The following is a 23010-nucleotide window of genomic DNA, read 5'->3' on the forward strand; positions in this document are numbered from 1 at the left end:
GGTGGATCTGGACGATCGACTATGCCGCTGCGATGAAGTCGGCGATCTCACGCCACATGGCGGGAGGATTTGAATACATCGGGAAATGTCCACAGTGGGGAATCTCCGCCAGTCGGACCCCATATGAGCGAAGCGCCGGCAGATAGGAGAGGGTGGCATACTGCTCTCCAAACATAAACATCTTGGGGCTGGGCAAATTGAGGAATTTCGGCAGCGGATCCCAATTGTCCGAGAAATCTACCATGGATTCGAAGATCGGGCGTACGGCCTTCACGCGCACCTTAGAGCGAAGGGAGGCCGCATAAAGGGCGCTTGAAAATGTCGGCGAGCCATGAATTCGCCCTACGAAATCGTTTAGGAATCGCTCATTGTCGGCGTCGGGATAATCGAGGATCTGCCTGGAAAGAAAACAATCCTCCGGTGCGAGATTACCCTTGATGTTAACGAAGCTGACAACCCGGTCCGGGTTCTGGTGAGCGAGCACCAAGGCGGCCAGCCCCCCCATGGAATGACCGACGAGATGAAACCGATCAAAGCCGGCGGCGTCAGCAACGCGAAGCGCAATCTCCGCCAGGAACGAAACGGAAATTTTCGACAGGTCGGAACAGTGCGTTTCGCCGCAGCCCGGCGCGTCGAATGCGAGGAAAGGATGTCCGTCGAAGGCGCCTTGGCGGACGAAATCAGCGTAGTCTTCCTTCGTGGATCCGAAACCGTGGAGAAACAGGAAGGGCTCTCTTTCTCCATCGCGATATATGGCCGAAACCGTCAGATCAGCGCCGACATGACTCTGATGAAACGTGGTTTTGTGAAATGGCTCATTCATCGGTGCAAATCCCTCATTTGTCGGCATGTGGTCACTAGCGCGCGTGAATAGTTTTATGGATACAAGCCGCGCTGCTCGCGCGCGGAGAGAACACGTTGGCACGCGATGATGAAAGCGGCTGTGCGTAGCGAGACTTTGCGTTCGTCAGCAACAGACCAGATGGAATCGAAGGCGCCAACCATGATACTCTCCAGTCGGGCGTTTATTTCATCTTCGGTCCAGAAAAAGGACGAGAAGTCTTGCACCCACTCAAAGTAGGAGACGGTCACTCCGCCGGCATTGGCCAAAACATCTGGCACGACGAGAATACCCCGCTCGTTGAGGACATCATCCGCGGCCGGTGTCGTCGGTCCGTTAGCACCTTCCACGACAATCTTCGTTTTCAGACGCTTAGCCCGTTCGGGAAGAAGCTGGCCTTCCAGCGCTGCCGGCACGAGAAACTCGGTGGGCACGAGCCAGAAGTTCTCAGTCGGGGCTTCCGCATGAGGCAGAAAGCCTGACAGTTGTCCCGTACGGGCCACGTGTTGGCTTGCCGCCATGACATTGATTCCGGCTTCGTCTACCAGGGTCGCAGAGTGGTCTTGCAGAGCAACTATCCTTGCTCCGGAACCCTCGAACAGGCGTGCCGCTGTACCCCCGACATTGCCAAAACCCTGAACTGCGACGCGCGCTCTTTCAACGGGGACGCCGCGCCGACGGCCGGCTTGCTGAGCTGCGATGAAGACACCTCGAGCCGTAGCCTCGTGGCGTCCGAGGGAACCGCCGAGTGCTACCGGCTTGCCGGTCACCACGCCGGTGGCAGTGCTCCCGTTATTCATAGAATAGGTGTCCATCATCCACGCCATCGTCTGCTCGTTCGTGCCGACGTCTGGCGCCGGTATGTCGCGGGCAGGGCCGATAAATCCGCCGAGTTCGGATGTGTAACGACGGGTTATGCGCTGGAGCTCACCTTCGGAGTGTTGGCGCGGGTCGAGGCGTATACCTCCTTTGGCGCCGCCAAAGGGCAGATTGAGGGCGGCGTTCTTGATCGTCATCCAGCCGGCAAGGGCCATGACCTCGTTGAGCGTGACAGACGGATGGAAGCGGACGCCGCCCTTGCCGGGCCCCCGTGACAAGGTATGCTGGACGCGATAGCCTTCATAATGGACGATGGTCCCGTCGTCGCGGATAATCGGCACATCAACGATAATCATGCGCTTGGGCCGCTTCAAGGTCTCCGTCCAGCGCGACAACGATCCAAGGTGGGGGGTAACGCAGTCGATCTGCTCAAGAAAACTTGCCCAGGGCTCAGGGGAGGCCGGATCCAGGTAGGACAATCCCTCGCGGGTTCGGTTGTTGCTCATCCGTGCCTCTCTCAGTCCGTCAAGGCGTCCACAAAGTGCCGAATCCCATCACATGCTATTCGAAGCGTGTCGGTGTCCAAGGCGTAGGCAAATCGGATATAGGGACCTAACCCAAAGGCGCTTCCGTGGACGACCGCGACGTTGCATTCTTCCAGCAGCGCGATCGCGACGTCCTCGTCTGTCTCCAGACGCGTGCCTGCCGGGGTTGTCTGTCCGAGAAGGCCCTTACAAGAGGCAAATGCATAGAAAGCCCCGCCAGGCGTTACGCAACGTATGCCGGGAGTCTCGTTTAGCATCCGAACCGCCAGGTCGCGGCGTTGCTGGAAAACACCGCGCGCCATTTCGATGAACGTCTGCGGCCCCGTCAGGGCCGCCAATGCCGCATGTTGGGCTATTGAACATGCCCCGGACGTCTGCTGCCCCTGGAGTTTCTCCATAGCGTCGAGCAGCCAGCGCGGGCCGGTACCGAAACCGATGCGCCAGCCGGTCATGGCATAGGCCTTCGAAACACCGTTCATCGTCAGTGTCCGCGACGCAAGCCTCGGTTCGACCTGTGCCAAGGTATGAAATGTCGCGCCGTCGAAGATCAGGTGCTCGTAAATATCGTCGGAAAGGACGAGAACATGCGGGTGCGCCAGCAAGACCTCCGCGAGCTCAGCTAACTCGTCTCGGCTGTAGACGGCGCCTGTCGGGTTCGATGGTGAGTTGAGGATAAGCCAGCGGGTTTTCGAAGAGATGGCTGCTTCCAGAGCTGCCGGAGTCAGCTTGAACCCAGTATGTTCGCCGCAGGAGACGATGGTCGGCACAGCACCGCAGAGCGACACGATTTCTGGGTAGCTCACCCAGTAGGGCGCCGGCACGATAACTTCGTCACCTTCATTCAATGTCGCCGCCAAGGCATTGAAGATGACCTGCTTGCCGCCACTGCAGACGATCGTGTCCTGCCAGGAGACGTCCAGTCCGTTCTCATTGCGGAACTTGGCCGCTACCGCCTCGCGCAGGGGACGGAGGCCCGCGACTTGGGTGTAGCGCGTGTGACCCGCGCGGATTGCCGATATGGCGGCATCACAGATATGAGCCGGTGTGTCGAAATCTGGCTCGCCGGCGCTCAGTGAAATAATCTTCGCGCCTGTTTCGCGGCGCGCCGCAACCCGATCGATCATCCGGTAAGTCGCGGACGGTTTGGCCGTGGCAAGGTGCCGATTGAGCATAGCAGCCTCGCTCATGCTTTGTCTCTCCAGGCGCCAAGCCCCATCAACTCAAGTGTCGTCTCACCTGCGGCGAGCCTTTCCATCATGCTGCGCTCTTTGGCCGCGCGCGCTTCGCCATTTGAAAGCGTCCGCTCGACTTCGCTCCTGGGCAGAATGAGAACGCCGTCATCGTCAGCGACCAGGAAATCCCCAGCTGCCGCGGGCACGCCGCCGAACAGCAGTGGCGCGCCAACTGAGGGGACACTTGCCTTGATGGTGCCACGCATGGAGATGCCGCGCGAGAAGACAGGGAAACGACGCGCCGCAAGTGCGGCCACGTCCCGCACGCCCCCGTCGATAACAAGTCCCGCAATGCCGGCCGCTTCGGCCGCAACGGTTAGAACCTCGCCCCAGTAGCCCGCAATATAATCGCCGGTGGCGACCACCAAAACGCTCCCCCGTGTGGCACGCTCCATGGCAATATGAATGGCGAGATTGTCGCCAGGTGCGCAGGCCAAAGGGTAAATGGGTGCGGCGACTGCAGCGCCGTTCCATACGGGACGTATTTCCGGATCGACAGAGCAGGGGAGACCAGATGCTTCGAAAAGCGTCGAGCTGCCTAAAGCGAGCGCCCGCGACGACGCATCAGCGGGCAGGTCCATCATAGGAGAAACGACGGTCATGACGGCTTCCTCTGGAGGAGGTGGTAGCCCAAAGTTTCCCGTGCCTGCTTCAGCGTTTGGCCGTCTGCAATGGCTTCACGGATTTTCGACTCGACACTCTCGATCTGACGAGCAATCTCGGCAACTTCCCGGGCCCGGCCGCGGGGCACGACAACGACACCGTTTGCATCGGCGACAACAATATCGCGCGGCACGACCCGGGCTTGGCCGATGGAGACCACTTCGTTGACCGAGCCGACCTCGACCCGGTCCTTGCCTGTGCGCATAAAGCGTCCACGGGTGAAAAGAGGATAATTGTCGCCGAGCGCCTTAGAGACATCACGGCAGACTCCGTCGATCACGGTTGCAGCGAAGCGCCGCACGCCGGCATATTGGGTCATGATGTCGCCCCAGACAGTGCAGTCGGTGCGGCCGCCATTGTCGATAACGACCACGTCGCCGTCTGCGACGTCATCAGCGAAATCGCCGACCGTGCCGGGTGGACTGGCCGCGGGAACATACTTTACTGTAAAGGCCGGTCCGACCACGGTCCCGCTATAGTTGGCGAGCGGCATGACATCGAAGCAGCGTCCGCCGAGACCCAGCTTATCGAGCGCGTCGGAGACGCCGGGGGTATCGAGCCCAGCGAAAAGCTCGACCAGTTCGCGATCGTCCTTCGTCATTGCGATTGCTCCTGTCTGATCGCTTCGAATTCCTTGTCGTGCATCACCTCTTCGACCGATCGGCCGGACCTGACGGCAGCAACCATCCCGTCCTGACGGCGCGCAATCCGCTCACCGAGATCGAGCACCTCCTCGATGCGGGCTGCCGGTACGAACACCGTGCCGCATCGGTCGGCAATGACGTAGTCGTTCTCGTGAACCAGGACCCCCGCAATTCTGACAGCCTCGCCTGAGCTGAGTTGAATCAGGCGGTTACGCGCGCTGACCATTGTCACGCCGCGACCATAGACCGGATAATCGATTGCCTCGCTGCCTTCGATATCGCGGCTGAACCCATCAATGACGGAGCCACGCAGGCCGCGCGTCTTGGCGGCATTCGCGAGAATATCGCCCCAGCAGGAAATGCCGTCGATGCCGCCTGCAATGACGAGAACCCGGTCGTCGCTGTTGACGCGCGCAATCACCGGGGAAATCAGGTGAACGGTCGGCGCCGTATCGCTTTTCGGCCCGAGTTGGATGGTGCTTGCGCGCCCAACGATCTTCGGGCAAGCCCAGAGGGGACGAAGCCCCACCGTCGCACCGGCGAGATCGAGAAAATCAAGGGCGTCCGAGACTGTATTGGTGTCAAGTCCTGCAAGACGATCGAGAAAGGAGAGATGTGTCATGGCGCTTTGTCCGTCATTGGTTCCAGCGCCGAGTGTCCTCCAAGTTAATTATTCTGGAAATTCCTAAGGAACGATCGCTGTGATAGCCAAGCCGGATGAGGATCACCGCCACCGATGTGATAGATGGAACGATGAGATTGCAAACGGCCGATGGGGCTTTGATATTTTGCCTGCGTCAGAAGTGCCGCCGAATTTGCATTGGCGGCAAATACTCGACTGAAGACCGGAGTGAACGGATGGAACTGGATGTCGAACGCCTGCGAAGCTGGATTGGGCGCAAAGAAACAAGATCCGAGTCATTGACGCCTTCGCCGAAGGAGCGCTTCAACGCTACGTTCGATCGCGCTGGTGATATATCGATAGGCGCGGTCGCCCCGTCATGATCCACCTCTCCCTCGCCCTGCCTACCGCCCCCATTTCCTCGACATCGCGCAGGCTCAGATTAAAGCGGAAGTAGAGCCAGACAGCACGCGCTACGATTTCGATCGGATAACGGTAGTTCTTCTAGGTCGGTGCACGCACGGTCATGGGCGCGCTGCTACCTCAATTTCCTTACCGCTCAATCAATGTGACAGTACCGGCCGCGGCGATACTTCAGGATTGGCTTAGCTCCTTCCATGCGTCAAAACTCCACTTGATGAGTGCCATATCAAGGCATAACCCAATCGGCCATTCTCCGATTGCCGGAGAATCGCCGGACATGACTCGGAGCAGGTGCCATTTCTCCGCAGCCATCCCGGATATTGCAAAAGGATTGATATCATGTGCTTTGAATGCAATTCCTCCTCTCTCAGCCGTCGCTCCCTGCTGAAATTTGCCGGCATCGGAGGCGTGGCCGCCATGACTGCAGGCTTTGGCATGACCATGCCGGCATTCGCCTCGAACGCCCCCGCCCTCCTGCCGGATGAAGCACTGGCAAAACTCCAAGAAGGGAACAAGAAATTCGTCGCCGACGCGGAAGCCTGCGTCCCCAATATTTCCAAGCGCCGGCGGGACGTCGCCAAGAGCCAGGCACCCTGGGCGATCGTGCTCACCTGTTCCGACAGCCGTGTCGTGCCGGAACTTGTATTCGGCGGCGTGACGCTCGGGGAACTCTTCGTTGCCCGCAATGCCGGAAACGTGGTCGACACCGATGTGCTCGGCACGATCGAATATGGCACCGAACATCTGCATGCGCCGCTGATCGTCGTCATGGGCCACAAGCGTTGCGGGGCGGTCTCCGCCGCCTGCGAGGTCGTGTCCAAGGGCACCAAGCTCGCAGGCTCAATCGGCAAGATGACCCAGCCGATCCTGCCCGTGGCTTTGGCGGAGACCGATCGCGGCGACAGTTTTGTCGACAAGACCGTCCATGCCAATGCCTTCAACGGCGCCGAGCGCATCCTCACCGAAAGCGCGATCGTTTCTCGCCTGGTCGAGGAAGGCAAGGTGAAGATCGTGCCCGCCTATTATGATCTCGATACCGGCGTGGTCGATTTCCTGCACAAGGTCTAACCGACGAGGCGACTTCATGTTGCCGACGGCTATCCGCGGGCGCCTCGTCGCGCTCGCGGAACCATAGTCGCGGATGACACTTGCCGCCCGCAACATCACCGCGCAGTTGCGCTTCTCCCTTGCTGTTGAAAGACATGACGTTTTACTATTAGCCAGGAGCGCACCACCGCAATCCACAATGGTCAACGCTGAGACGCAAAGCCGGATATCCCATCTATATGTCGCCTCACAGGCTCTCATCGCGGCAGGCATCGGGAAAGGGTGAACAAGCAGGCGAGGCTTCGGTAAGCCCGTAGAATTACAATTGTAACGCGATATTGCGGCCGCCGACAGGGCAGATCGTGCCACGCCAACTGGTCGAAATCGCCGCCTCCAATGCGGATTGAGTTGGCAATTACAGGGAATGCCGACGATGGTCGACGAGGAAGCTGTCTTTGTTCGCGTCGCGGGCATAGCCCTTATGGGTTGCCGCGGAGATGGATAGTATTGCAAAATCCGACGACAACCAGCGCTCCATTCTCCAGCTTTTTAGCACAAGGCCTATAATACCGAGATCGTTGGTCACATAGGCTGTCTGGATGCGAAAATGAGGTCTTCGATCTGCTGACTTGAAAAAATCGGGCCCGCCGCGATGATCGCTAGTCCTCGGTCTTTATAAGGATTGATAGTCCATGGAGCTCCGATCCCCGCTCCGACAGCGTCAGGCGTCGGTGGAGGTTCGCAAGCGACCAGAGCTGTACTCCCGGTTCGAATTTTCCTCTCTCGCCGATCGGCATGGGGTTGATCGGCTGGTTAGTTTTAATTTCGACAGCGGCGTGCTCGACCAGTTTTCCGATCTGGCTTACGATCTGCCGGGACATTGCTTCCTGATCGACCTCTCGATGCTGAGGATCAGCTCGTTCACCGTGTGATCAAGCAAGTCCCGAAGCAGGCTCCCCAGCTCGAACGGGCTGACTGCGCGAAGCGGCACGGCATCAACCTGCGCCTTCATGGCAACGATCTGCCGATCAAGATCGTCGACGGTTTGGAGGTGATGGCGCTTGAGCTTTACGCGGCTACGTCGCTTCCTTTGATGAATCCAGCCTTTTTCAATCCGCCAGTTCTGGAAAACTCGATTTCGTGATGCTCGCTCAACTTGTCGTCGACGACCAGTCCCAGTTCTAGATCGCCAGAGAGACGATTGCGGAACAGGAGACCGGTGGCGGGCCGAAACATCATCTGGTGCCGCAACGTGCGTCGCAGACCCAGGATCTGTTTCGCGAACTCTTTCACGCCAATCCTCCGGACGACCTGGCCAAGCGTATTGAGTGGCAGAGTCGGCAAATCGGTTGGGTCTAAAGTTGACGGGGGCACGAGCACGGTTCCATCTTGCCGAGCCTCTTTCGAAGTCTCGAATCGCATAGTGGATCGTCGGGAACGCAGCGGTCGCGGCGTTCGACCCTGGTATCAACTTTTCTGGAATTGCCGCTTCTGCATTGAACTTCCGGAAAGATATGGTACCTCTCGGCCTCTCCTAGCTGTCTGTCAGCCGTCGCGGCGCTTGCGGTCGTCGGCCTTTCGGCGACTGATTCCGATCCGGCACGTCCTTCCGAAATGACTTGCAGTAGCTGTATGTTCGCCGACGTTCAGATGGGTACTGCAAGTCTGTTAGTACGGGCGCAAGGAGAAGACCGCAATGAAGCGATTTGTGATAGCTGTCGACACCGCCCTCCGGTTAGCGAAAGATGCGGCACACGTACACGACACCCACCACTTGGTCGCCCCCACGCTGTTGCGATCGCAGGTGCTGTCGCATCTCTACGCGGCAGTTCGCCATGGCGATCTGACAAAGGCAGACGCGGCAGTCAGCGCGCAATTCACTCGGGAGTCAGCAGTTCCTGGATTGAGGCTACCTGGACGAATGTTCGCGCCGCCGCTGCAAGGTCGGGATCCATGGTCACCAAAGCACGCAGCCAGTCCGCATCGGTGACGTCGCCCACCCGGGCTTCCCGCCTCCGCCAGCGCCTCGGTGCAGCACAGGATCGCCTAGCCTCAGCTTTCTGTTCTTGTTGGCGAACCTGGTTCTCGCGCGTTGAACTCGATTGATAACCTCCGGGCAAAAGCCGGCAAGCTACCGCACGGGGTCGCATGCGACCTCAAAGGGTGAGCATGGAACGAGTTTCAATCATGCCGCCACGGTTAGCCGCGGTCCAGGTCCGCTTCAAAATCGGGTGAGTTGCGGGTATCGAAGGCCAAGTCATGCAATTACTTGGATCGCTCCGGGCTTTGTTCCGATGCCATGATCACCCCGTAAAAGGGAGCGCCAGTGATATCTCTTTTAGACGCGTCCTTGTGCCGAGCCCTGACAGCTTTGATGAGCTGCTTCGGCGTCATGTCAGCAGTCGCGAGCTCCACTATGGTCCGGGCAATCGGTTCGATTTCGGACATTTGAACGCGTGCCATTCGAACCTCGGTTATGAACCGCCGCCGGAATATTCTACGCCTAATCGACGTGCGGTTAGAGCGCGGCGGAGATCGTCGGATCGATGAGATCGCTCCGCAGTGCCCGCAATCTCGCCAGGATGCGCTCCTCGTCGGCGCCGGCAAGCCTGCTGTACCCGACCACATCAGCGGCCAGGATTGCAGCCAGCTTTCGGGTCTCGCTCATGGCGCCGTCTCCTTGCTTTCAGGATAGCAGGGAGACAGAGGGCACGAAAGGACTTTCAGCCGCCGTTTAGCTCTCGAGTTTCCGACCCGCGCTACCCGCCCAGGCTGGACAGCAATTCGTCGAGCTGCTCCAACTGCTCCGGCAATGCGACCGCCGAGCCCTGCAGCGCTTCCTCAAGCGCTTCCTTGGATTTCGTGGAAAGTCAGAAGTGTCCTGCCGCCCTGGCCCTCGAAGGTCACGGTCGTGATCGCGCCCTCGTCGACCTCGTCGTTGGTCCATACGATGCGTTCGTTCGGCACCACCTCGAGATACTTGCCATAGAAGGCCATGGTGTCCGAACCGCCGGCGCCGAATTCCAGCCGATATTTGCCGCCGGTGCGGACGTCCATCTCGCCCGATACGAGCGAAATGCCGGGCACGGATTTCGGCACCCACCAGCGTTGGAACAGCTCCGGCTGGCTCCACGCCTTGTAAACCGTGCTCGGCGGCGCATCGAATGTCCTGGTTACCAGAAGTGCGCGATCCCCTTTGCGCTCGACTGACGTGGGGATCTGCGCACCAAATGCACCTTTAACTTGCTCAGTCATCGCGTCCCTCCTGTTTTATCTCGCTGATGATTTCGTCCAATGCTTCGAAGCGGGCCTCGAACAGCCTGCGATGCGCCTCGATCCACTCGGCCTCCGCCTTGAGGCCGCGTTTCCCAAGCTTGCAGGTTCTCACCCGTCCGACCTTCTGCGTGACGACGAGCCCGGCCCGCTCGAGAACCTGGACGTGCTTCTTCATGCCGGTCAGCGTCATCTGGAACGTGTCCGCGAGACTGGTGATCGACGCGTCCCCCCACCCAAGCTGATCGATGATCCCGCGGCGGGTCGCATCGGACAGCGCCGCAAACGAGAGATCGAGGGGAGGGCCTACATACTGAACCAAATGGTTCAGTATGTAGCTTATTCGGAAGCGAAAGCCTTCCGAGCCGTCTGCGGTGATCATTTGAGCCCGCCATGGGCGAGACCTGCCACGAGATAGCGCTGGAGGAAGAGCGCCACCAGATAGACCGGTACGATGCCGGCGAGCGAGGCAGCTGCCATCTGGCCGAACTTGACCAGCCGATCCCCCAGGGAGCGAGATGCCGACAGGAAGCGTGCGGGTCTCGTCGGAAAAGGTAAAGGCGGAGGCAAAGAGGAACTCGTTATAGGCGAGGAAGCCAAAACCGGATCGATCCCGGGCGAAGGAATCCTCCCCATCGGAGCTCGCGATGTCGGACGGCAAACGAGCCGCTGGCAAATCAAGCCAATCTCATCCTCTCTGACGCGACTGGCCGCGTTCTTCTGTTCGCTGTCGGCGAACGACGGTGAGCGTGGTTATGCCCGCCTCATCGGCGGCACGCAAAAATGCTTCCCGGAACTGTTCTGGCGCGATCCGGCCGCTAATCGCATCCACGCAGGCTTTAACGGCACTGACGTATTCCTCGCCGTCATCCGACGGCCAGTACTTGATCAGGATATGAGCCGCGTCGCCGAGCGTGCGCACGACCTTGCGCACTGGCCGACCGCTCAGGGTCAGACCTACGGGCGTGAATGTCGACAATGCGTTCCAGTTCATTGCCCTCGACCCCTAAAGAACGGATATTATCAAGGACTATATACGTGCATCCTAAAATTCGGAAATACAGATTGTTGGATGCGAGATGCTGCTAAAGGCTTCCGCCTCGAACGGGGAGGGCGCTCTACGACCTGATGTCGGAGCGCCCCAAGCTGCGTCGACCGTTGTTGCGATGCAGGCGATAACAGCGCGCAGGTCGGCGACAATCCGCTTCAGCTTGGCATTCTCCTCCTCGAGCTGCCGCAGCCGCTTCATCTCCGAGGGCACAGGCCGGCGTATTTTTTGCGCCAGTTGTAAAAGGTGGCGTCCGAAATCCCTGCCTTGCGGCACACTTCGCCGACCGGTGTGTCCTCCGCCGCCTGCATCAACACAGATGCGATCTGCGCTTCCGAAAACCTCGAGGCCTTCATCGAATTCTCCTCTTCTTCCCACCAGGGATCATAAGTGGAAATTTCCAGGTCTGAATGGCCTAATTTAACGGGGGCACGTCAGATACATAGCGGCCGTTTGGGTGCACTATCAGAGAGTAACCCGAACCGTGGAGCCGACGCACTAAAATGATGTGCACTTCAGCCTCCAAACCAAGCGGCGGTGCTCGTTCTCGCGGCATTCGAACTAGGCCGTAAACTCATAAAATTACCTGTTGTTTAGTCCCGCCGATGATTCAAGGCTTCCGAATGAGGGAGCCTTGGAATGACGCGCCGCCGCTACGAACTCACCGGCCACGAATGGCAATCCTGTCGCCGCTGTTGCCCAACAAACCGCGTGGTTTCCCCGCGTCTATGATCGGCGGGTGCCAAATGGCATCCTGTGGCGGTTTCGGACGGACTCGCCCTGGGCGGAAATTCCGGAGCGCTATGGTCCGCCGACCACCTCCTACAACCGCTTCATCCGCTGGCGGAAGGCCGGTGTCTGGGATCGGCTTCTTGAAGCCGTTTCCGAGGCTTACGATAGCGACATCGTCATGATTGACTCAACCAGTGTCCGCGTTCACCAGCACGCAGCCACGGGAAAAAGGGGATGGAGACGATGGCGGCATGGGACGTTCCCGTGGCTGGCTCACGGGCAAAATCCACGCGCTCGTCGACGCCGAAGGTCGCCCCGTCAACCTCGGTCTCACCGGCGGGCAGATCGCCGACTGCACCGAGGCCGACTCGCTGACGGACGAGCTCGGCGACGGAGATATCCTGCTGGCTGACAAGGGCTACGACAGTACTGCCATGGCCCAAGGCCGCCGAGCGAAAGCCTGGGCCAACATACCGCCGAAGACCAACCGGAAGGGGCTCTGGCGTTGCATTGCTGTCGCCCACACTCTTCCGACCGCTGCGCGATCGCGGGCAGCTCGTTTCGTCCTTGGCCGCCGTGTTGAAAGGCCCGGACTGGTCATGTTGGCAAGCCTTCTGCATCGTAGTCAGGGAACCCTGTCTTAACGTGCCCTCAATGAAAAGCTGGAGCGGTGCTTCGTCCCTGAACGGCTGAGAGTGTCTCCAATGCCGCACACGGAAGTGCGGGTTGCTGACCAGGAACAACTCCGCTTCATGTCGGGCCTCATCTAGACGCCCAAGGGGATCCGAGCTCGGAGCAAAAATTCGCCGGAATAACAGCCAGTGGCGTGTGAACCTCCTGCGGCAGGTGAGCCTCTCCACCACTGCATCCTCCGCAATGGCTACCGATCCTCATCCATTCCGCTTCCCCAGCTCGAAGGATTCGTGCAATGTTTGCTGTATCTTTCGTGCAGATGGGAGCCGCCGTGGATACCGATGCCCATAAGCGCTTTGTGCTGGACTTTATGGCATTGCGCGCGATGAACGTCACAGACAGCGTCACCGTCGACGCCATCGTGGATTACGGGATCGACAAAGGCCTAAGCTTGGGCGAAGTGGAGGCCGCTCTGATTCATGCGAGCAACCAGCAGTGGATCTTGCTGGTTGGACCCAATGTACACCTTGTCACAAGCTGGGTATGCGCAGATCTGGCCTGCGAACAACAACTCGCCCTCCCGCTGATCTTAAGCTTGGTATCTCATTGCGGCAAACAACTCCAATTGCGTCTTTTGAATTCGCGGAAAGGAGATTACCGTCAGAGTAAGCAATCGACGGAGCGTGCACCGGAAGCCAACCACGTCCGCGTATTAATGCCTGACACCGACGAAAAGCGACTTCAAGGATTGCGTGCGGCTTCGCTGAGCGACTAGTGGCCTGCTGCCGGTTTTTCGGACACCGAGTTAGGCTAATCCGACCTTGTTTTCAAATTCCATCGGGCTGAGGTAGCCCAGTGTCGAATGCCGACGCTTCGGATTGTAGAAGTGCTCGATGTAGTCGAACACGTCCGACTTTGCATCGTCCCTGGTCCTGTAGACTTTGCGAGCTGTTCGTTCCGTTTTGAGTGATGTGAAGAAGCTTTCCATCGCGGCATTGTCCCAGACGTTGCCGGACCGGCTCATCGAGCAGGTGATGCCGTGATCGGCCATGAGACGCTGGAACTGCTCGCTGGTGTATTGGCTACCCTGGTCCGAATGGTGGAGAAGCGCATCCGGCTTGCCTCTGCGCCAGATCGCCATGATCAGCGCATCTGTGACGAGCTGGGCCGTCATGTTGGCATTCATCGACCAGCCGACGACACGGCGGGAGAACAGGTCGATGGCGGCAGCCACATAGAGCCAGCCCTCAGCCGTCCATAGATAGGTAAAATCGGCCACCCACTTCTGGTTCGGCCTTCCCGCCGAAAACTGACGGTCAAGAACATTCGGCATGATGACCGGGCGCTCACCGTCGTCTTTCGGCAAACCCCGCCTTCTCGGTCTTGCTCTCAATTCGTTGTCGTGCATGAGACGCTCGACGCGATGCAGCATGCAGCCCACAGGAAAAGCCTTCCGCGAGAAGATCATGCCAGACACGCCGCGCGCCGTAGGTGCGGTCGCTGTCCTTCAAGCTGTCCTTGATCTTGTCGAGCAGAGCCTCGTCATACCGGGCATGCTGGCTCGGTGACCGATGTAACCAGGCATGAAAGCCGGAACGCGATACACCCAGCGCTTCGCAGAGCCATGCCACCGGCCAGATCGAGCGGTGCTTTGCAATGAACGCGAACTTCATATCACGTCCTTCGCAAAGTAGGCGGCGGCCTTTTTTAAGATGTCGCGCTCCGCCTTCAGCTTGGCGACTTCTTTCCGAAGCCTCTCGATCTCAAGCTGCTCGGGCTTCATCTGCCCGTGACCAGGAAAAGCCTGCACAGGGTCGGAGCCGTATTCCTTTACCCACTTGCGCAGGACATTCTCATGAACATCCAGATCGCGGGATGCCTGCGCAACGCTGACCCCACGCTCTCGCACCAACTTCACTGCCTCAAGCTTGTACTCGCGGCTGAACTTCCTTCGTTGCATTCATGCGCTCCAGTTTCATTGAAAACACCTTAACTCGGTGTCCACGAAACCGGCAGCAGGCCAGTCCACCGATTAGAGGACAGAGACGTTCTCAGCCTTCGACTTGCCTGTCTTGCGGTCCTGTCCCACCTCGAAGCTGACCTTGTCACCTTCGCGGAGCGAGCCGCCATTTTGCAAGGCAGACACGTGAACGAACACATCTTGTCCGCCGTTCTCAGGCGTTATGAAGCCGAAGCCTTTGTCATCATTGAAGAATTTCACCGTACCTGTTGGCATCAGAAGTCTGTTTCCTGTGTGGTTCGTTCAGTTGGAAGCGAAAGCTACATCTACAGCGCTTGTCGATCAACCGTGAGCAACAGGGGCGTCCTAAAATCGACCAGTGCTGTCTGACGATCGGTCGCGATGTTCTAGTGGCCAACTCTTCTTGGATGCAGAGCCTCAGCCCAAGTACCGGGTAAGAACCTGAATGCCTGTGCCGATCCTGCCGTGCTGGACCTTCGCCATGGGCGATCAGCTCATTTATCACCATTGCCACCATTCTGTCGAAAGCTGCAAACCCTATACTGACATTCGCGCCGGCCGTCTCCGCACTTGGCATACTCGGAGCTGGCACTTTCAACAGGTGTGCTGCGACTACGGCCAGTTTCATCCGGATGGCACGGGATTTGCTGCGTCTCTGATGGCCCTCTGAGGGGTCTAATCAACCAGTGAGAGTGACATGGCGTCGAATACGGATCAACCGGGACTGTTGCACACCCCTAGAGCATCTAAAGGCGTTGGCTGATCAACGCACATAACTGCACCGTTGCCGGCAAGTCCGACTAATTGCTGCCGTGTGTGTGAGACTGCGCACAGAGAAACGCATCCGACTTCGATTTGAGGCCAACAACGGCCCTACTGCAGCTTCACCGGATTTCATCATGCGTGAGCACTTTACATGTGGCGATCATTCGCCCCTGCCAAATCTCTACCCGCCCTGGGCGGGGCATTTCGCGGGGGTGTATATGGAAATCACAAGCGTGCGCCGGTTCCTGGTGGCAGGCCTGTCTGAGCGCAGAATGAGAGAACTACGGAAAATTCTGCGAGAGCTTGATGACGCACTCGGCGTTTCGGCCAGGAAATCGAACGCTGCGGAAAAGGATCCGGTTTTGCTTGTCGCCGTGGATCACGACGCGGCGGTCGGACTGCCCCTTTCGTTCGGGCCCATTGCCATAGTCCCACGCACCCTTCCAGATGTGGATAACTTGCTTCGGCGCGGCTTCGCCGACTACATAACTTATCCATTCAGCGCCTTGGAGATTCAAAGGCGGCTCTTTGGAATGCCGTCGGCAAGTGGTCGCGCGGATATGCCGACAAATGTGGGCGTTCCATCGATGGTGCGATCCGCATGTGGGTTCCTTGAGGTCAATATTGCCCGTACGGTTGGCGTCAAGGAACTGGCCTCAAGAATGGGCACGAACCGAAATACCTTGAACAAGGCGTTCAATCAGGCGTTTGGCGTCGGTCCCATTACTTGGCTGCGCCAGCGTCGTTGCGCGGTGGCGGCACAGCTATTGCGCGAAGGATCGGAGAGTATTCTCAACATCGCACTCAGAGTCGGTTACGAAGATCCGAATAATTTCTCAACCGCGTTCCGCAAGATTTATGATGTAAGCGCGATTTTCGCTGCACGTTGACGCCAAGCCGTTGATTGGCATCGGATCAACGTTTGGAACCGTATTGTGTCAGGCGGCTTCGGTTCTGGCGAAGTTGAACGGCAGCAGGTCGACGATGTGGGCCCTTTCGTCCCGCTGCGGCAACTCAGTGAGCACGTAGCGCAGCCAGGCAAGCGGGTCTACGCCACAGGCGCGGCAAGTGAGCATCAGACTGTAGATCACTGCGCTGGCCTTGGCTCCGTCGGCGGTGTCGCTGAACAGCCACGATTTTCTTCCGGTGGCAAAAACTCTGATTTCGCGTTCCAGAATGTTGTTATCGATCGGCATCCTGCCGTCGCTGGTATAGCGTGTCAGGTAATCCCATTGGTTCAGGGTGTAGGCGACGGCGTCGCCGAGCTTGGTATCCGGCACGACCTTCGGCGCGATGGCGTCGAGCCACGCCTTTAGGGCGTTCAGGACAGGCAAGCTGTGCTGTTGGCGGAAACGGCGAATGCAATCAGCCGTCGTCTCACCGGCATCCGGGGTTTTGTCTCTTGCCTGCTTTTCGATCCGGTATAGCTGCTCGAAGAACCGGAGTGCCTGTTCCGGCGGTCCGCCTCCATTCTTCCGGGTTTTGAGAGCCTCGACGAAGCGCCGTCGTGAATGAGCCATGCATCCGACATGGGTTGCGCCATGCAATGTGCGCCACGCGGTGTAGCCATCGCTCACCAATATGCCGCGGTAGTCACCGAGGAAGGTCTGGGGGTGGATCTGGCCTCGGCCGGGCTGATAATCGAGCAGTACGATTGGCTGGTCACTATCCTCGCTACTGCGATAAGCCCACATATACGATGTGCTGGTGGCCTCCTTGTCCTTTTCCTTCAGGACCTGGACTGTGGTCTCATCGCCGTGAATGAGAGGCTGCGATCGCAGCCGCAGTTTCAGGGCGTCATAGATGCGATGCAGATGCTTCTCGCTTGAACCGATGACCCAGTGAGCGAGAGCGCCGCGGCTGATCGGCACGCCGGCCCGCTCGAATGTCTGCGCCACGCGGTAGAGCGGTGTGCCATCGACGTATTTGTGGACGAGCGCGAAGGCTAGCGTCGAAGCGGTAGCGATGCTGCCCGGCAGGGGCTGCGTCGGCATCGGTGCGATCACGACGGGTGTGTTGATGCCGGTGCGGTCGCAATGGCGGCAGGCATATTTGAACCGGACGTTCTGCAGGACCTTTGCCTTGACTTCAATATGAAGCTGCTCGGTAACGGCCTCGCCCATGCGATGCATTTGACTATCGCAGCACGGGCAAGCCTTCTGATCGTCGGGAAGGTCATATTCGACACGCTCACGCGGCAGGTCTTCCGGCAGAGGTCTGCGGCCGCGCATGACCCAGCGCTCCGATGATTGCCGTCAATGCATCTACGTCACCGCATTCCAGCGTCAGCTTCACGCCGTTCGGCAGTGACGCGCTCACCTTCGCTGGAGAGGGCAGCGGCCGGTTCCTCTCTGCTTTCCGAGGCAGCTCTTCACCAAACTCAAACTCGTCGCTGGCCGCGGTGATTTGCACCGGAATAAAAGACGATGTCGAAGACGGCGGCGACGCAAGCGGCTGGGTGTGCTTCCGTATCCATTTCCAAACGAGGTTCGCGTTGACCCCGTGTTCGCGCGCGAGTTTCGATACCGATGCGCCAGGTTCAAGGCAGGCCGCAATAAGGCGGTCTTTCGAACTTTGATCGAAACGGCGTCTCCCATTCCGACCGACCAGCCGCACGGCAAGTTTTCGACCTTCTTCCATCACTTGGTGTCCACCTATTTTGGTGGACACCTCATGCCAAAGCTCACTCAATTGCAGAAGGTGCGGGGAAAATCGCGCTTACTTTATGATCAAGGTCCTATGGAGTTCCGGAAGAAATTCAAAACGCATAAACTTGCTGAGGATGCCAACGACGCGCGGGGATGATCCCAAGATTGTCTTTTGGTGATGTCGCGTGCCGGTTGAAATTACGCTTGGCTCTGGATCAATCCGATGCTGTCTATTGTTCATAAAGCAAAGGCGTTCGGCTGAAGGATGGTGAGGCGCTGGCGTCCGGTTTCCGGTATCTTGGCCCACTTCAAGGCGGAGATCGAGCGGCTAACCTCCGCGGCTGGCGCCATGGAACCTGCGATCTCTGCATGGGCCGGTAATCTGAGCAACACGCCCTCTTCCAGAGCGCAGCGAGCAAGATAGGCCTTCAGGCGCTTATAGACGCTTTGGCTTGCGATTGGTAGCTATGCGTCGTCAGACGCCTGATAGGGTCCGCGCGCGCTTGCGATCATTTTTATGGCGAGGTTAAGAACCGTAGCTCCAGGCGCTGTCCGATCAGATCAATCGCTCTCGGAATAATGCAATGGCCGGGCATTCGCATGATCATCGTCTAGTGTTCGGCGGCGGGCGCAACCATGGCGGATTGCGTATCCTCAACAGTCAAATAGTGTAACACTCAAAGATTTGAGTGACGCAATCAGAAGCATGGATTGTTCAGTCCGTGCACAAGATATCGCCGTAAGCAAACGGGAATGCCATTGGCAAGTTGGCACTACCGGGGTCTGAACACTCAATCAGAGAGGCAGGCGGTTTGCTTTCGGAGCTCCCCAGTCACAACCGAGCTATGATTGGAACTTGGGGGCCTCCTTTTCGGCACTCGAACCAAGGGAGCACTGCGATGACCCAGTATATTTTTGAAAGAACTGGTGGAACTCTTTCCGTGCCCAACGTGAAGGCCATCGTCGAAGAGGCCGGCTACGATCCCGCAGTCCTAGCCTACACGCAGGTCGATTCGAAAAAGGTTAATGCAACCGGGACCCTCGTCATGGCTCCGAGCACGCTGGAGCATGCCGCAAAGAAATTGGGATACAAGGGAACTGCCGTGACGGTAGTAGATGGCGTTGCCGAAGAGGCCCATTCCTCATCGAACCGTGCTAGGTCCGTTGCGCCGAGTATCGGTAACCTACTTGGCGCCACGGATTATGGCGTAACCATCAGCATGGGCCAGAATACCGTCGCAGCCCTGTCGAGCGGCAACTATTCCCTTTTTGGCTTCAAGGGAGTGCAAACAAGTGCCGGCGGCGGCGTGCCGCTCGTCTGGTTCAAATCCGATGATTTCGGGCTGGACACCGAGGTGTCTTGGGAAGTCCAGTACGAGGCTTACACATCCAGGTCCGCGATCATTCCCAACGGTCAGATCAAGGGCTTGAGCTCTTACGCGATCGATCTCGGTCAAACGCTGGAAGTTGAGACGCCCCAAGGCACGGGCAGCGTCGTCGACGGCACGGAAGGAGTGATTTCGATCGAAAATCGGACGACGACGCAGGTTACGTGCGGGATTTCCGAAGTCGTCGACAGTACAGCTCAGCCCCTCTGCGCTTTTCCACTTTATGGCAATGGCCTAGATGCGATCATACCGATCCAAAAGGTCATGTTGACATTTTCCACCAATACGGTGAATACCGGCACCGTAATCGAGAAAGCGTATAGTCAGAGCATTCTCATCGATCTGACCGCAAAGTCCCATCGGGAAGTTGCCTTCGACATCAACAATGGCTGGTCGTGGGGCGGTTTCAGCTGGGCTCAAGCCATCCGCCCATCGACCAACGTCGTACCGCTGTTGATCGAGAGCAACGCCTAGTCTGCTGACCTGCGTTAATCAGTGGGACTGGGGTAGGAAATCCTGCCCCAGTTGTTGACTGGCCGCAGATTGGTTCTCGCCAGCCTAGCAGCCCTGCCTCCCGCCTTCACCAGGGAAGCCTTGTGCGGCGCCGCTCGCGCATCGATCTGCGAGACAATTGGTTCCCACAGATGGTAAGCCTCTCTTGTAATATGGAAACTAAGGGAGATTCCGAATGCGAGCGTCCTGGCATATAACATCGCTCTCTCCATGGTCCCGTCGACCGTAGGAGCGCTCACCGACGGCGGCTATTTTCTTCATGCTATGTTTGCAGTTGGCGAACGACGCTGCGCGACCAACCATTTGCCTTTCCTACACAAAGGATTACCAGCGAATATGCGCGGTTACGAAACGGTTATAACAGAGGGTCAGACATTCTTTGTAACTACCGGAGGCGTTGGCGACAGCGAAGGTCCACTATCGAAAATTGCTGAGACAATACCAACGTTCCTTTTGTCGTGCTGTTGCTGCACCGATGAAGCGCCTGCAGCTTTTGAATACGTACCGCGCCTTTGCCGAATGCACCGAAGCTCAAGGTCCCAGGGGAAGACCTGGCCTCGAAGTGTGCCGACGCCGCCGAACCGCGGCTTAGCGAAGGAGCTGAGCGTGTCATTCACCTGCAACACCTGGGCAAGATTGCCGCTATTGCCGACGACAACGGTGAGCTTGCCCGTCAGGCTGTTTGCTTCGTACCTTCAATAGGCGTCCCATGTGTCTCGCCAACCCAACGCAGCCGCATTGCAGTGCGGCGCATCGACATGTCTCTGTCCGACAATGTTAGTAATCCGACATAGCGATTTCGACCCATTGTATTTACAGTACTTATCATCTGGCACGACTATTGCTTCGTGGGTCCACAAACCACGTGAACCCTTCAAGCGCTATCAAGTGATAGAACAATGTTCCGATTCTTGCGATGCCGCTCCAGAGGCGATTCCACGTCGAAATGAGGCTCGTCAACATTGTTGCTTCTAATCTCGATCCGATGAGGCTGATAACCGGGATACTTGAAGGATACCTTGATCGAGACGGTGCCATCGATGATCGTTGTGAGAATATGATCGAGATGGCTCAAGGAGGTGAGGCTATCCTTGATGGTGCGGGCAACCTCCGTCTCGAGCTGCGTCGGCGCAGCCTCATCGTGCGTGGCGGTAACGCTGACGGTCGGAAGGTCCATGTCCGGAAAGTACTGAACCGCCAGCTGTTTGAATGCCCAAAGCTCGCCAAATCCAAACATCACAAACAGCAATATCGCTGGTATGGGATTGCGGATCGAGAAGGCGGAGAAATTCATCAGTTTTTCTCCGCAATTTTCACGAGGTCATTGTCTGAGAGAAATGCACCGCCCGACGTGACGACCTTTGCCGACCGGTCGATGCCGGAGATGATTTCGACCTCGCCATCGTTGCGGCGGCCGGTTTCCACGCGGACCCGCCGCACCCGCTTGCCCTGGCCGGCGGTAAAGACGTAGCTGATGCAATCCCGGAACACGATCGCCGTCTCGGGGACGGTGAGCGCCGGTGTGGTCTGCAGCTCGACATTGCCAGTGACATAAAGGCCGGTGCGCGGACGAACCTCGGACGGAAGCGCAACATAGACGATCCCACGGCTGGTGTCGGTGCTGACCGAGGGGCCGACCAGCCGCACCTTGCCGGCAATGGCGTGACCGTCCGGTCCGTTGATCGCAACGCTCAAACCCTCCGAAATCCGCGGCAGATAACGCGCCGACACTTCCGCCTGCCATTCGACGCGCTGCTGGCGCACCATGCGGAAGAGCTCGGTGCCGGTGGAGACGACTGCGCCGAGATCGCCCGAACGCGAGATTATGAGGCCATCGTCGGCGGCGGTGATGGTCGTCTGCGCAAGCTTGATCTTTTCGCTGTCGAGCGCGGCCTCCTCGGATGCCAGGCTTGCCGTCGCCATCTGCTCGTCGGCGAAATATTCGGTGATCTTCTCGTCGGAAAGAGCGCCGGATGAACGAAGCTGGCGTGCAAGATCCGCATTTGCCTTGGCCTTTGTCAGATTTGCCTTGGCGAAGACGACAGCCGCCTCCTGTTTGCGAAGGTCTGCCAGTACGCTGTCCTGCGAAAGCCGGGCGAGCGTCTGCCCTTTCGTGACCACGGTGCCGACATCGACCAGGACGTCGGTGATGCGCAGGCCGCTCGTTTCGGACGCAACGATTGCTTCCTGCCACGGTTTCAGCCAGCCGCTCGCGGGAACGGTTTCCGGCCAGTCTCGTATTGCCGGCGCCGTCAGAGAAACGGTCAAAGCAGGTGCGGCCGCCTGTTCAGCCATGCTATTAGCGGAGGGAAACTGGAGTGCTGCACAGACAAGAACGGCAGCGAGTAGGATACACGGTTTTCTCAAATGGCAATTCCTCGCAGTTCACGGGTGTCCGCGCTCAACCGTGGCGTCAAAAATGTCGGCTGTTGTGGTGCAAAGTTGAAATGCCTGACGGTCTCGAAGGTGACAAAACTCAACTATTCAAAACATCTTGGCGGGACAAGTGATGTCGGGCTATTCCGCCATCCAAGGCAGCAGTTTTTTGTCGGCTGCGAGGCGGTGAATAGGGCTAAATCGCCTCGTAAGGTTCGCGTGGGAGAATAGTGCCTGTTGCGCCGACGTTTGCTGAGTCTGGTCATCCTATTGCGTACGCTGCTTCCTCGACAGCCTGGCCTACACGCATGCGGATGGCCTCGGAAATCACCTCTCCATGGGCGAGTTATTACGGGTGGCATAGATTGCGGTCGGCATCGCAAGCGCTTCAAAGAACCCGAACAGAGGGCGCAACTGATGCTCGACGACAAGCGAATGTCGCTCGCCCCCGCCCGTCGCAGCGATGATGATAGGCTTGCCCCTCAGCGATGTTGGATCGAGCAAATCGAAATAGTGCTTGAATAGGCCGGTGTAACTGCCCTTGTAGGTGGGTGAGCCTACGACCAGGACGTCTGCCTCTAGCATCTGGTCTACGACCCCGCGCGCTTGAGCGCTGAGGTCGTCTAGCCGTTTGGCTTTCAACAGTGAAGGTCCAAGGTCATCGACATCGAAGGACTGCGCCACCGCTTGCGTTTTGATCGCCAATTGCCCGACGATATGGTCGACGAATGTGCGCGTCGTGGACGGTCGTGTTATGTTGCCCGAGAAGCCAAATATCTTCGTTTGCGGCATGTTGATCTCCAAATGCTCAGCAGTT

The 23010-nt window shown here is 58.2% G+C and carries 19 protein-coding genes and 9 pseudogenes; 7 read left to right on the forward strand and 21 right to left on the reverse strand.

What is annotated here, in order from left to right:
• Nucleotides 1-19: 19 nt before the first annotated feature.
• Genes NXC14_RS22325 through NXC14_RS22350 form a run of 6 tightly spaced genes read right to left on the reverse strand, consistent with a single transcriptional unit; the run spans nucleotide 20 to nucleotide 5366 of the window.
• The gene (locus tag NXC14_RS22325; RefSeq protein WP_085780308.1) at nucleotides 20-823 is read right to left on the reverse strand and encodes an alpha/beta hydrolase; all 804 of its coding nucleotides are present in this window, start codon (nucleotides 821-823) and stop codon (nucleotides 20-22) included.
• A 53-nt stretch (nucleotides 824-876) separates the two neighbouring features.
• Entirely contained in the window at nucleotides 877-2166 is a 1290-nt protein-coding gene (locus NXC14_RS22330; RefSeq protein ID WP_085780309.1) for a Glu/Leu/Phe/Val dehydrogenase, read from the reverse strand.
• An 11-nt stretch (nucleotides 2167-2177) separates the two neighbouring features.
• Nucleotides 2178-3392 carry a pyridoxal phosphate-dependent aminotransferase gene (locus tag NXC14_RS22335; protein ID WP_085780310.1) on the reverse strand — a complete coding sequence of 405 codons (1215 nt, stop codon included), beginning with the start codon at nucleotides 3390-3392 and terminating at the stop codon, nucleotides 2178-2180.
• On the reverse strand, nucleotides 3389-4039 hold the full coding sequence (locus tag NXC14_RS22340; protein WP_085780311.1) for a dimethylmenaquinone methyltransferase: 651 nt from the start codon (nucleotides 4037-4039) through the stop codon (nucleotides 3389-3391). Before NXC14_RS22340 ends, NXC14_RS22335 begins: the two co-directional genes overlap by 4 nt.
• Nucleotides 4036-4701, reverse strand: a complete 666-nt coding sequence (locus tag NXC14_RS22345) for an RraA family protein (RefSeq protein ID WP_085780312.1) — start codon at nucleotides 4699-4701, stop codon at nucleotides 4036-4038. The genes NXC14_RS22340 and NXC14_RS22345 overlap by 4 nt, the downstream gene beginning before the upstream one ends.
• Complete coding sequence (locus NXC14_RS22350) at nucleotides 4698-5366, reverse strand: RraA family protein (protein ID WP_085780313.1); 669 nt, start codon at nucleotides 5364-5366, stop codon at nucleotides 4698-4700. Before NXC14_RS22350 ends, NXC14_RS22345 begins: the two co-directional genes overlap by 4 nt.
• A gap of 236 nt (nucleotides 5367-5602) precedes the next feature.
• Here NXC14_RS22350 and NXC14_RS33500 point away from each other — a divergent pair.
• The 3 genes and pseudogenes from NXC14_RS33500 to NXC14_RS32555 all read left to right on the forward strand — a co-directional run.
• Nucleotides 5603-5743: pseudogene (locus NXC14_RS33500) on the forward strand (protein dehydratase); the annotation flags it as partial.
• A 385-nt stretch (nucleotides 5744-6128) separates the two neighbouring features.
• A complete protein-coding gene (locus tag NXC14_RS22360) occupies nucleotides 6129-6857 on the forward strand; it encodes a carbonic anhydrase (protein WP_085780315.1) in 729 nt (242 codons plus the stop codon).
• 671 nt (nucleotides 6858-7528) lie between these two features.
• A complete protein-coding gene (locus NXC14_RS32555) occupies nucleotides 7529-7768 on the forward strand; it encodes a hypothetical protein (protein ID WP_157131464.1) in 240 nt (79 codons plus the stop codon).
• Nucleotides 7769-7904: 136 nt separating this feature from the next.
• On the opposite strand, the gene NXC14_RS32560 is transcribed toward NXC14_RS32555, so the two are convergent.
• The 7 genes and pseudogenes from NXC14_RS32560 to NXC14_RS22405 form a co-directional block, all read right to left on the reverse strand.
• Nucleotides 7905-8129: a hypothetical protein gene (locus NXC14_RS32560; RefSeq protein WP_157131465.1), complete on the reverse strand. Its 225-nt coding sequence runs from the start codon at nucleotides 8127-8129 to the stop codon at nucleotides 7905-7907.
• Nucleotides 8130-8713: 584 nt separating this feature from the next.
• Nucleotides 8714-8836 (reverse strand): hypothetical protein, encoded by a 123-nt coding sequence (locus NXC14_RS33885; protein ID WP_281064614.1) that lies wholly within the window; start codon nucleotides 8834-8836, stop codon nucleotides 8714-8716.
• Between the two features lie 518 nt (nucleotides 8837-9354).
• Nucleotides 9355-9504 carry a hypothetical protein gene (locus NXC14_RS32570; RefSeq protein WP_157131466.1) on the reverse strand — a complete coding sequence of 50 codons (150 nt, stop codon included), beginning with the start codon at nucleotides 9502-9504 and terminating at the stop codon, nucleotides 9355-9357.
• Between the two features lie 91 nt (nucleotides 9505-9595).
• Nucleotides 9596-10091: pseudogene (locus NXC14_RS22385) on the reverse strand (SRPBCC family protein).
• Nucleotides 10084-10431, reverse strand: a complete 348-nt coding sequence (locus NXC14_RS22390) for a helix-turn-helix domain-containing protein (protein WP_085780583.1) — start codon at nucleotides 10429-10431, stop codon at nucleotides 10084-10086. Before NXC14_RS22390 ends, NXC14_RS22385 begins: the two are co-directional and overlap by 8 nt.
• 366 nt (nucleotides 10432-10797) lie before the next feature.
• Nucleotides 10798-11103 (reverse strand): DUF982 domain-containing protein, encoded by a 306-nt coding sequence (locus NXC14_RS22395; protein ID WP_085780320.1) that lies wholly within the window; start codon nucleotides 11101-11103, stop codon nucleotides 10798-10800.
• 192 nt (nucleotides 11104-11295) lie between these two features.
• Nucleotides 11296-11513: pseudogene (locus NXC14_RS22405) on the reverse strand (transposase); the annotation flags it as partial.
• A gap of 283 nt (nucleotides 11514-11796) precedes the next feature.
• Here NXC14_RS22405 and NXC14_RS22410 point away from each other — a divergent pair.
• Nucleotides 11797-12386, forward strand: a pseudogene (locus NXC14_RS22410) (IS5 family transposase); the annotation flags it as partial.
• Nucleotides 12387-12536: 150 nt separating this feature from the next.
• Here NXC14_RS22410 and NXC14_RS33505 read toward each other — a convergent pair.
• Nucleotides 12537-12668: pseudogene (locus NXC14_RS33505) on the reverse strand (adenylate cyclase); the annotation flags it as partial.
• Nucleotides 12669-12817: 149 nt separating this feature from the next.
• On the opposite strand from NXC14_RS33505, the gene NXC14_RS33510 reads away from it, so the two are divergent.
• Complete coding sequence (locus NXC14_RS33510; protein ID WP_245362202.1) at nucleotides 12818-13297, forward strand: hypothetical protein; 480 nt, start codon at nucleotides 12818-12820, stop codon at nucleotides 13295-13297.
• Between the two features lie 30 nt (nucleotides 13298-13327).
• On the opposite strand, the pseudogene NXC14_RS22420 reads toward NXC14_RS33510, so the two are convergent.
• Both NXC14_RS22420 and NXC14_RS22425 read right to left on the reverse strand, forming a co-directional pair.
• Nucleotides 13328-14482, reverse strand: a pseudogene (locus tag NXC14_RS22420) (IS3 family transposase).
• A 72-nt stretch (nucleotides 14483-14554) separates the two neighbouring features.
• On the reverse strand, nucleotides 14555-14758 hold the full coding sequence (locus NXC14_RS22425; RefSeq protein WP_085780323.1) for a cold-shock protein: 204 nt from the start codon (nucleotides 14756-14758) through the stop codon (nucleotides 14555-14557).
• 644 nt (nucleotides 14759-15402) lie between these two features.
• On the opposite strand from NXC14_RS22425, the gene NXC14_RS33515 reads away from it, so the two are divergent.
• On the forward strand, nucleotides 15403-16158 hold the full coding sequence (locus tag NXC14_RS33515) for an AraC family transcriptional regulator (protein WP_245362203.1): 756 nt from the start codon (nucleotides 15403-15405) through the stop codon (nucleotides 16156-16158).
• 48 nt (nucleotides 16159-16206) lie between these two features.
• On the opposite strand, the pseudogene NXC14_RS22435 reads toward NXC14_RS33515, so the two are convergent.
• Together NXC14_RS22435 and NXC14_RS22440 are read right to left on the reverse strand one after the other, a co-directional pair.
• Nucleotides 16207-17496, reverse strand: a pseudogene (locus tag NXC14_RS22435) (IS66 family transposase); the annotation flags it as partial.
• Nucleotides 17459-17911, reverse strand: a complete 453-nt coding sequence (locus tag NXC14_RS22440; RefSeq protein ID WP_157131467.1) for a transposase — start codon at nucleotides 17909-17911, stop codon at nucleotides 17459-17461. The pseudogene NXC14_RS22435 and the gene NXC14_RS22440, both read right to left, overlap by 38 nt.
• A 904-nt stretch (nucleotides 17912-18815) precedes the next feature.
• Here NXC14_RS22440 and NXC14_RS22445 point away from each other — a divergent pair.
• Nucleotides 18816-19778 carry a hypothetical protein gene (locus tag NXC14_RS22445; RefSeq protein WP_085780325.1) on the forward strand — a complete coding sequence of 321 codons (963 nt, stop codon included), beginning with the start codon at nucleotides 18816-18818 and terminating at the stop codon, nucleotides 19776-19778.
• A gap of 1045 nt (nucleotides 19779-20823) precedes the next feature.
• Here the strand turns inward: NXC14_RS22445 and NXC14_RS22455 are convergent.
• From NXC14_RS22455 to msuE, 3 genes and pseudogenes are all read right to left on the reverse strand, one after another.
• Nucleotides 20824-21111, reverse strand: a pseudogene (locus NXC14_RS22455) (efflux RND transporter permease subunit); the annotation flags it as partial.
• On the reverse strand, nucleotides 21111-22184 hold the full coding sequence (locus tag NXC14_RS22460; protein ID WP_085780327.1) for an efflux RND transporter periplasmic adaptor subunit: 1074 nt from the start codon (nucleotides 22182-22184) through the stop codon (nucleotides 21111-21113). The gene NXC14_RS22460 and the pseudogene NXC14_RS22455, both read right to left, overlap by 1 nt.
• 271 nt (nucleotides 22185-22455) lie before the next feature.
• Nucleotides 22456-22985: pseudogene (gene msuE / locus NXC14_RS22465) on the reverse strand (FMN reductase).
• Nucleotides 22986-23010: the final 25 nt, after the last annotated feature.

Source organism: Rhizobium sp. NXC14, assembly GCF_002117485.1.
Lineage (GTDB): Bacteria > Pseudomonadota > Alphaproteobacteria > Rhizobiales > Rhizobiaceae > Rhizobium.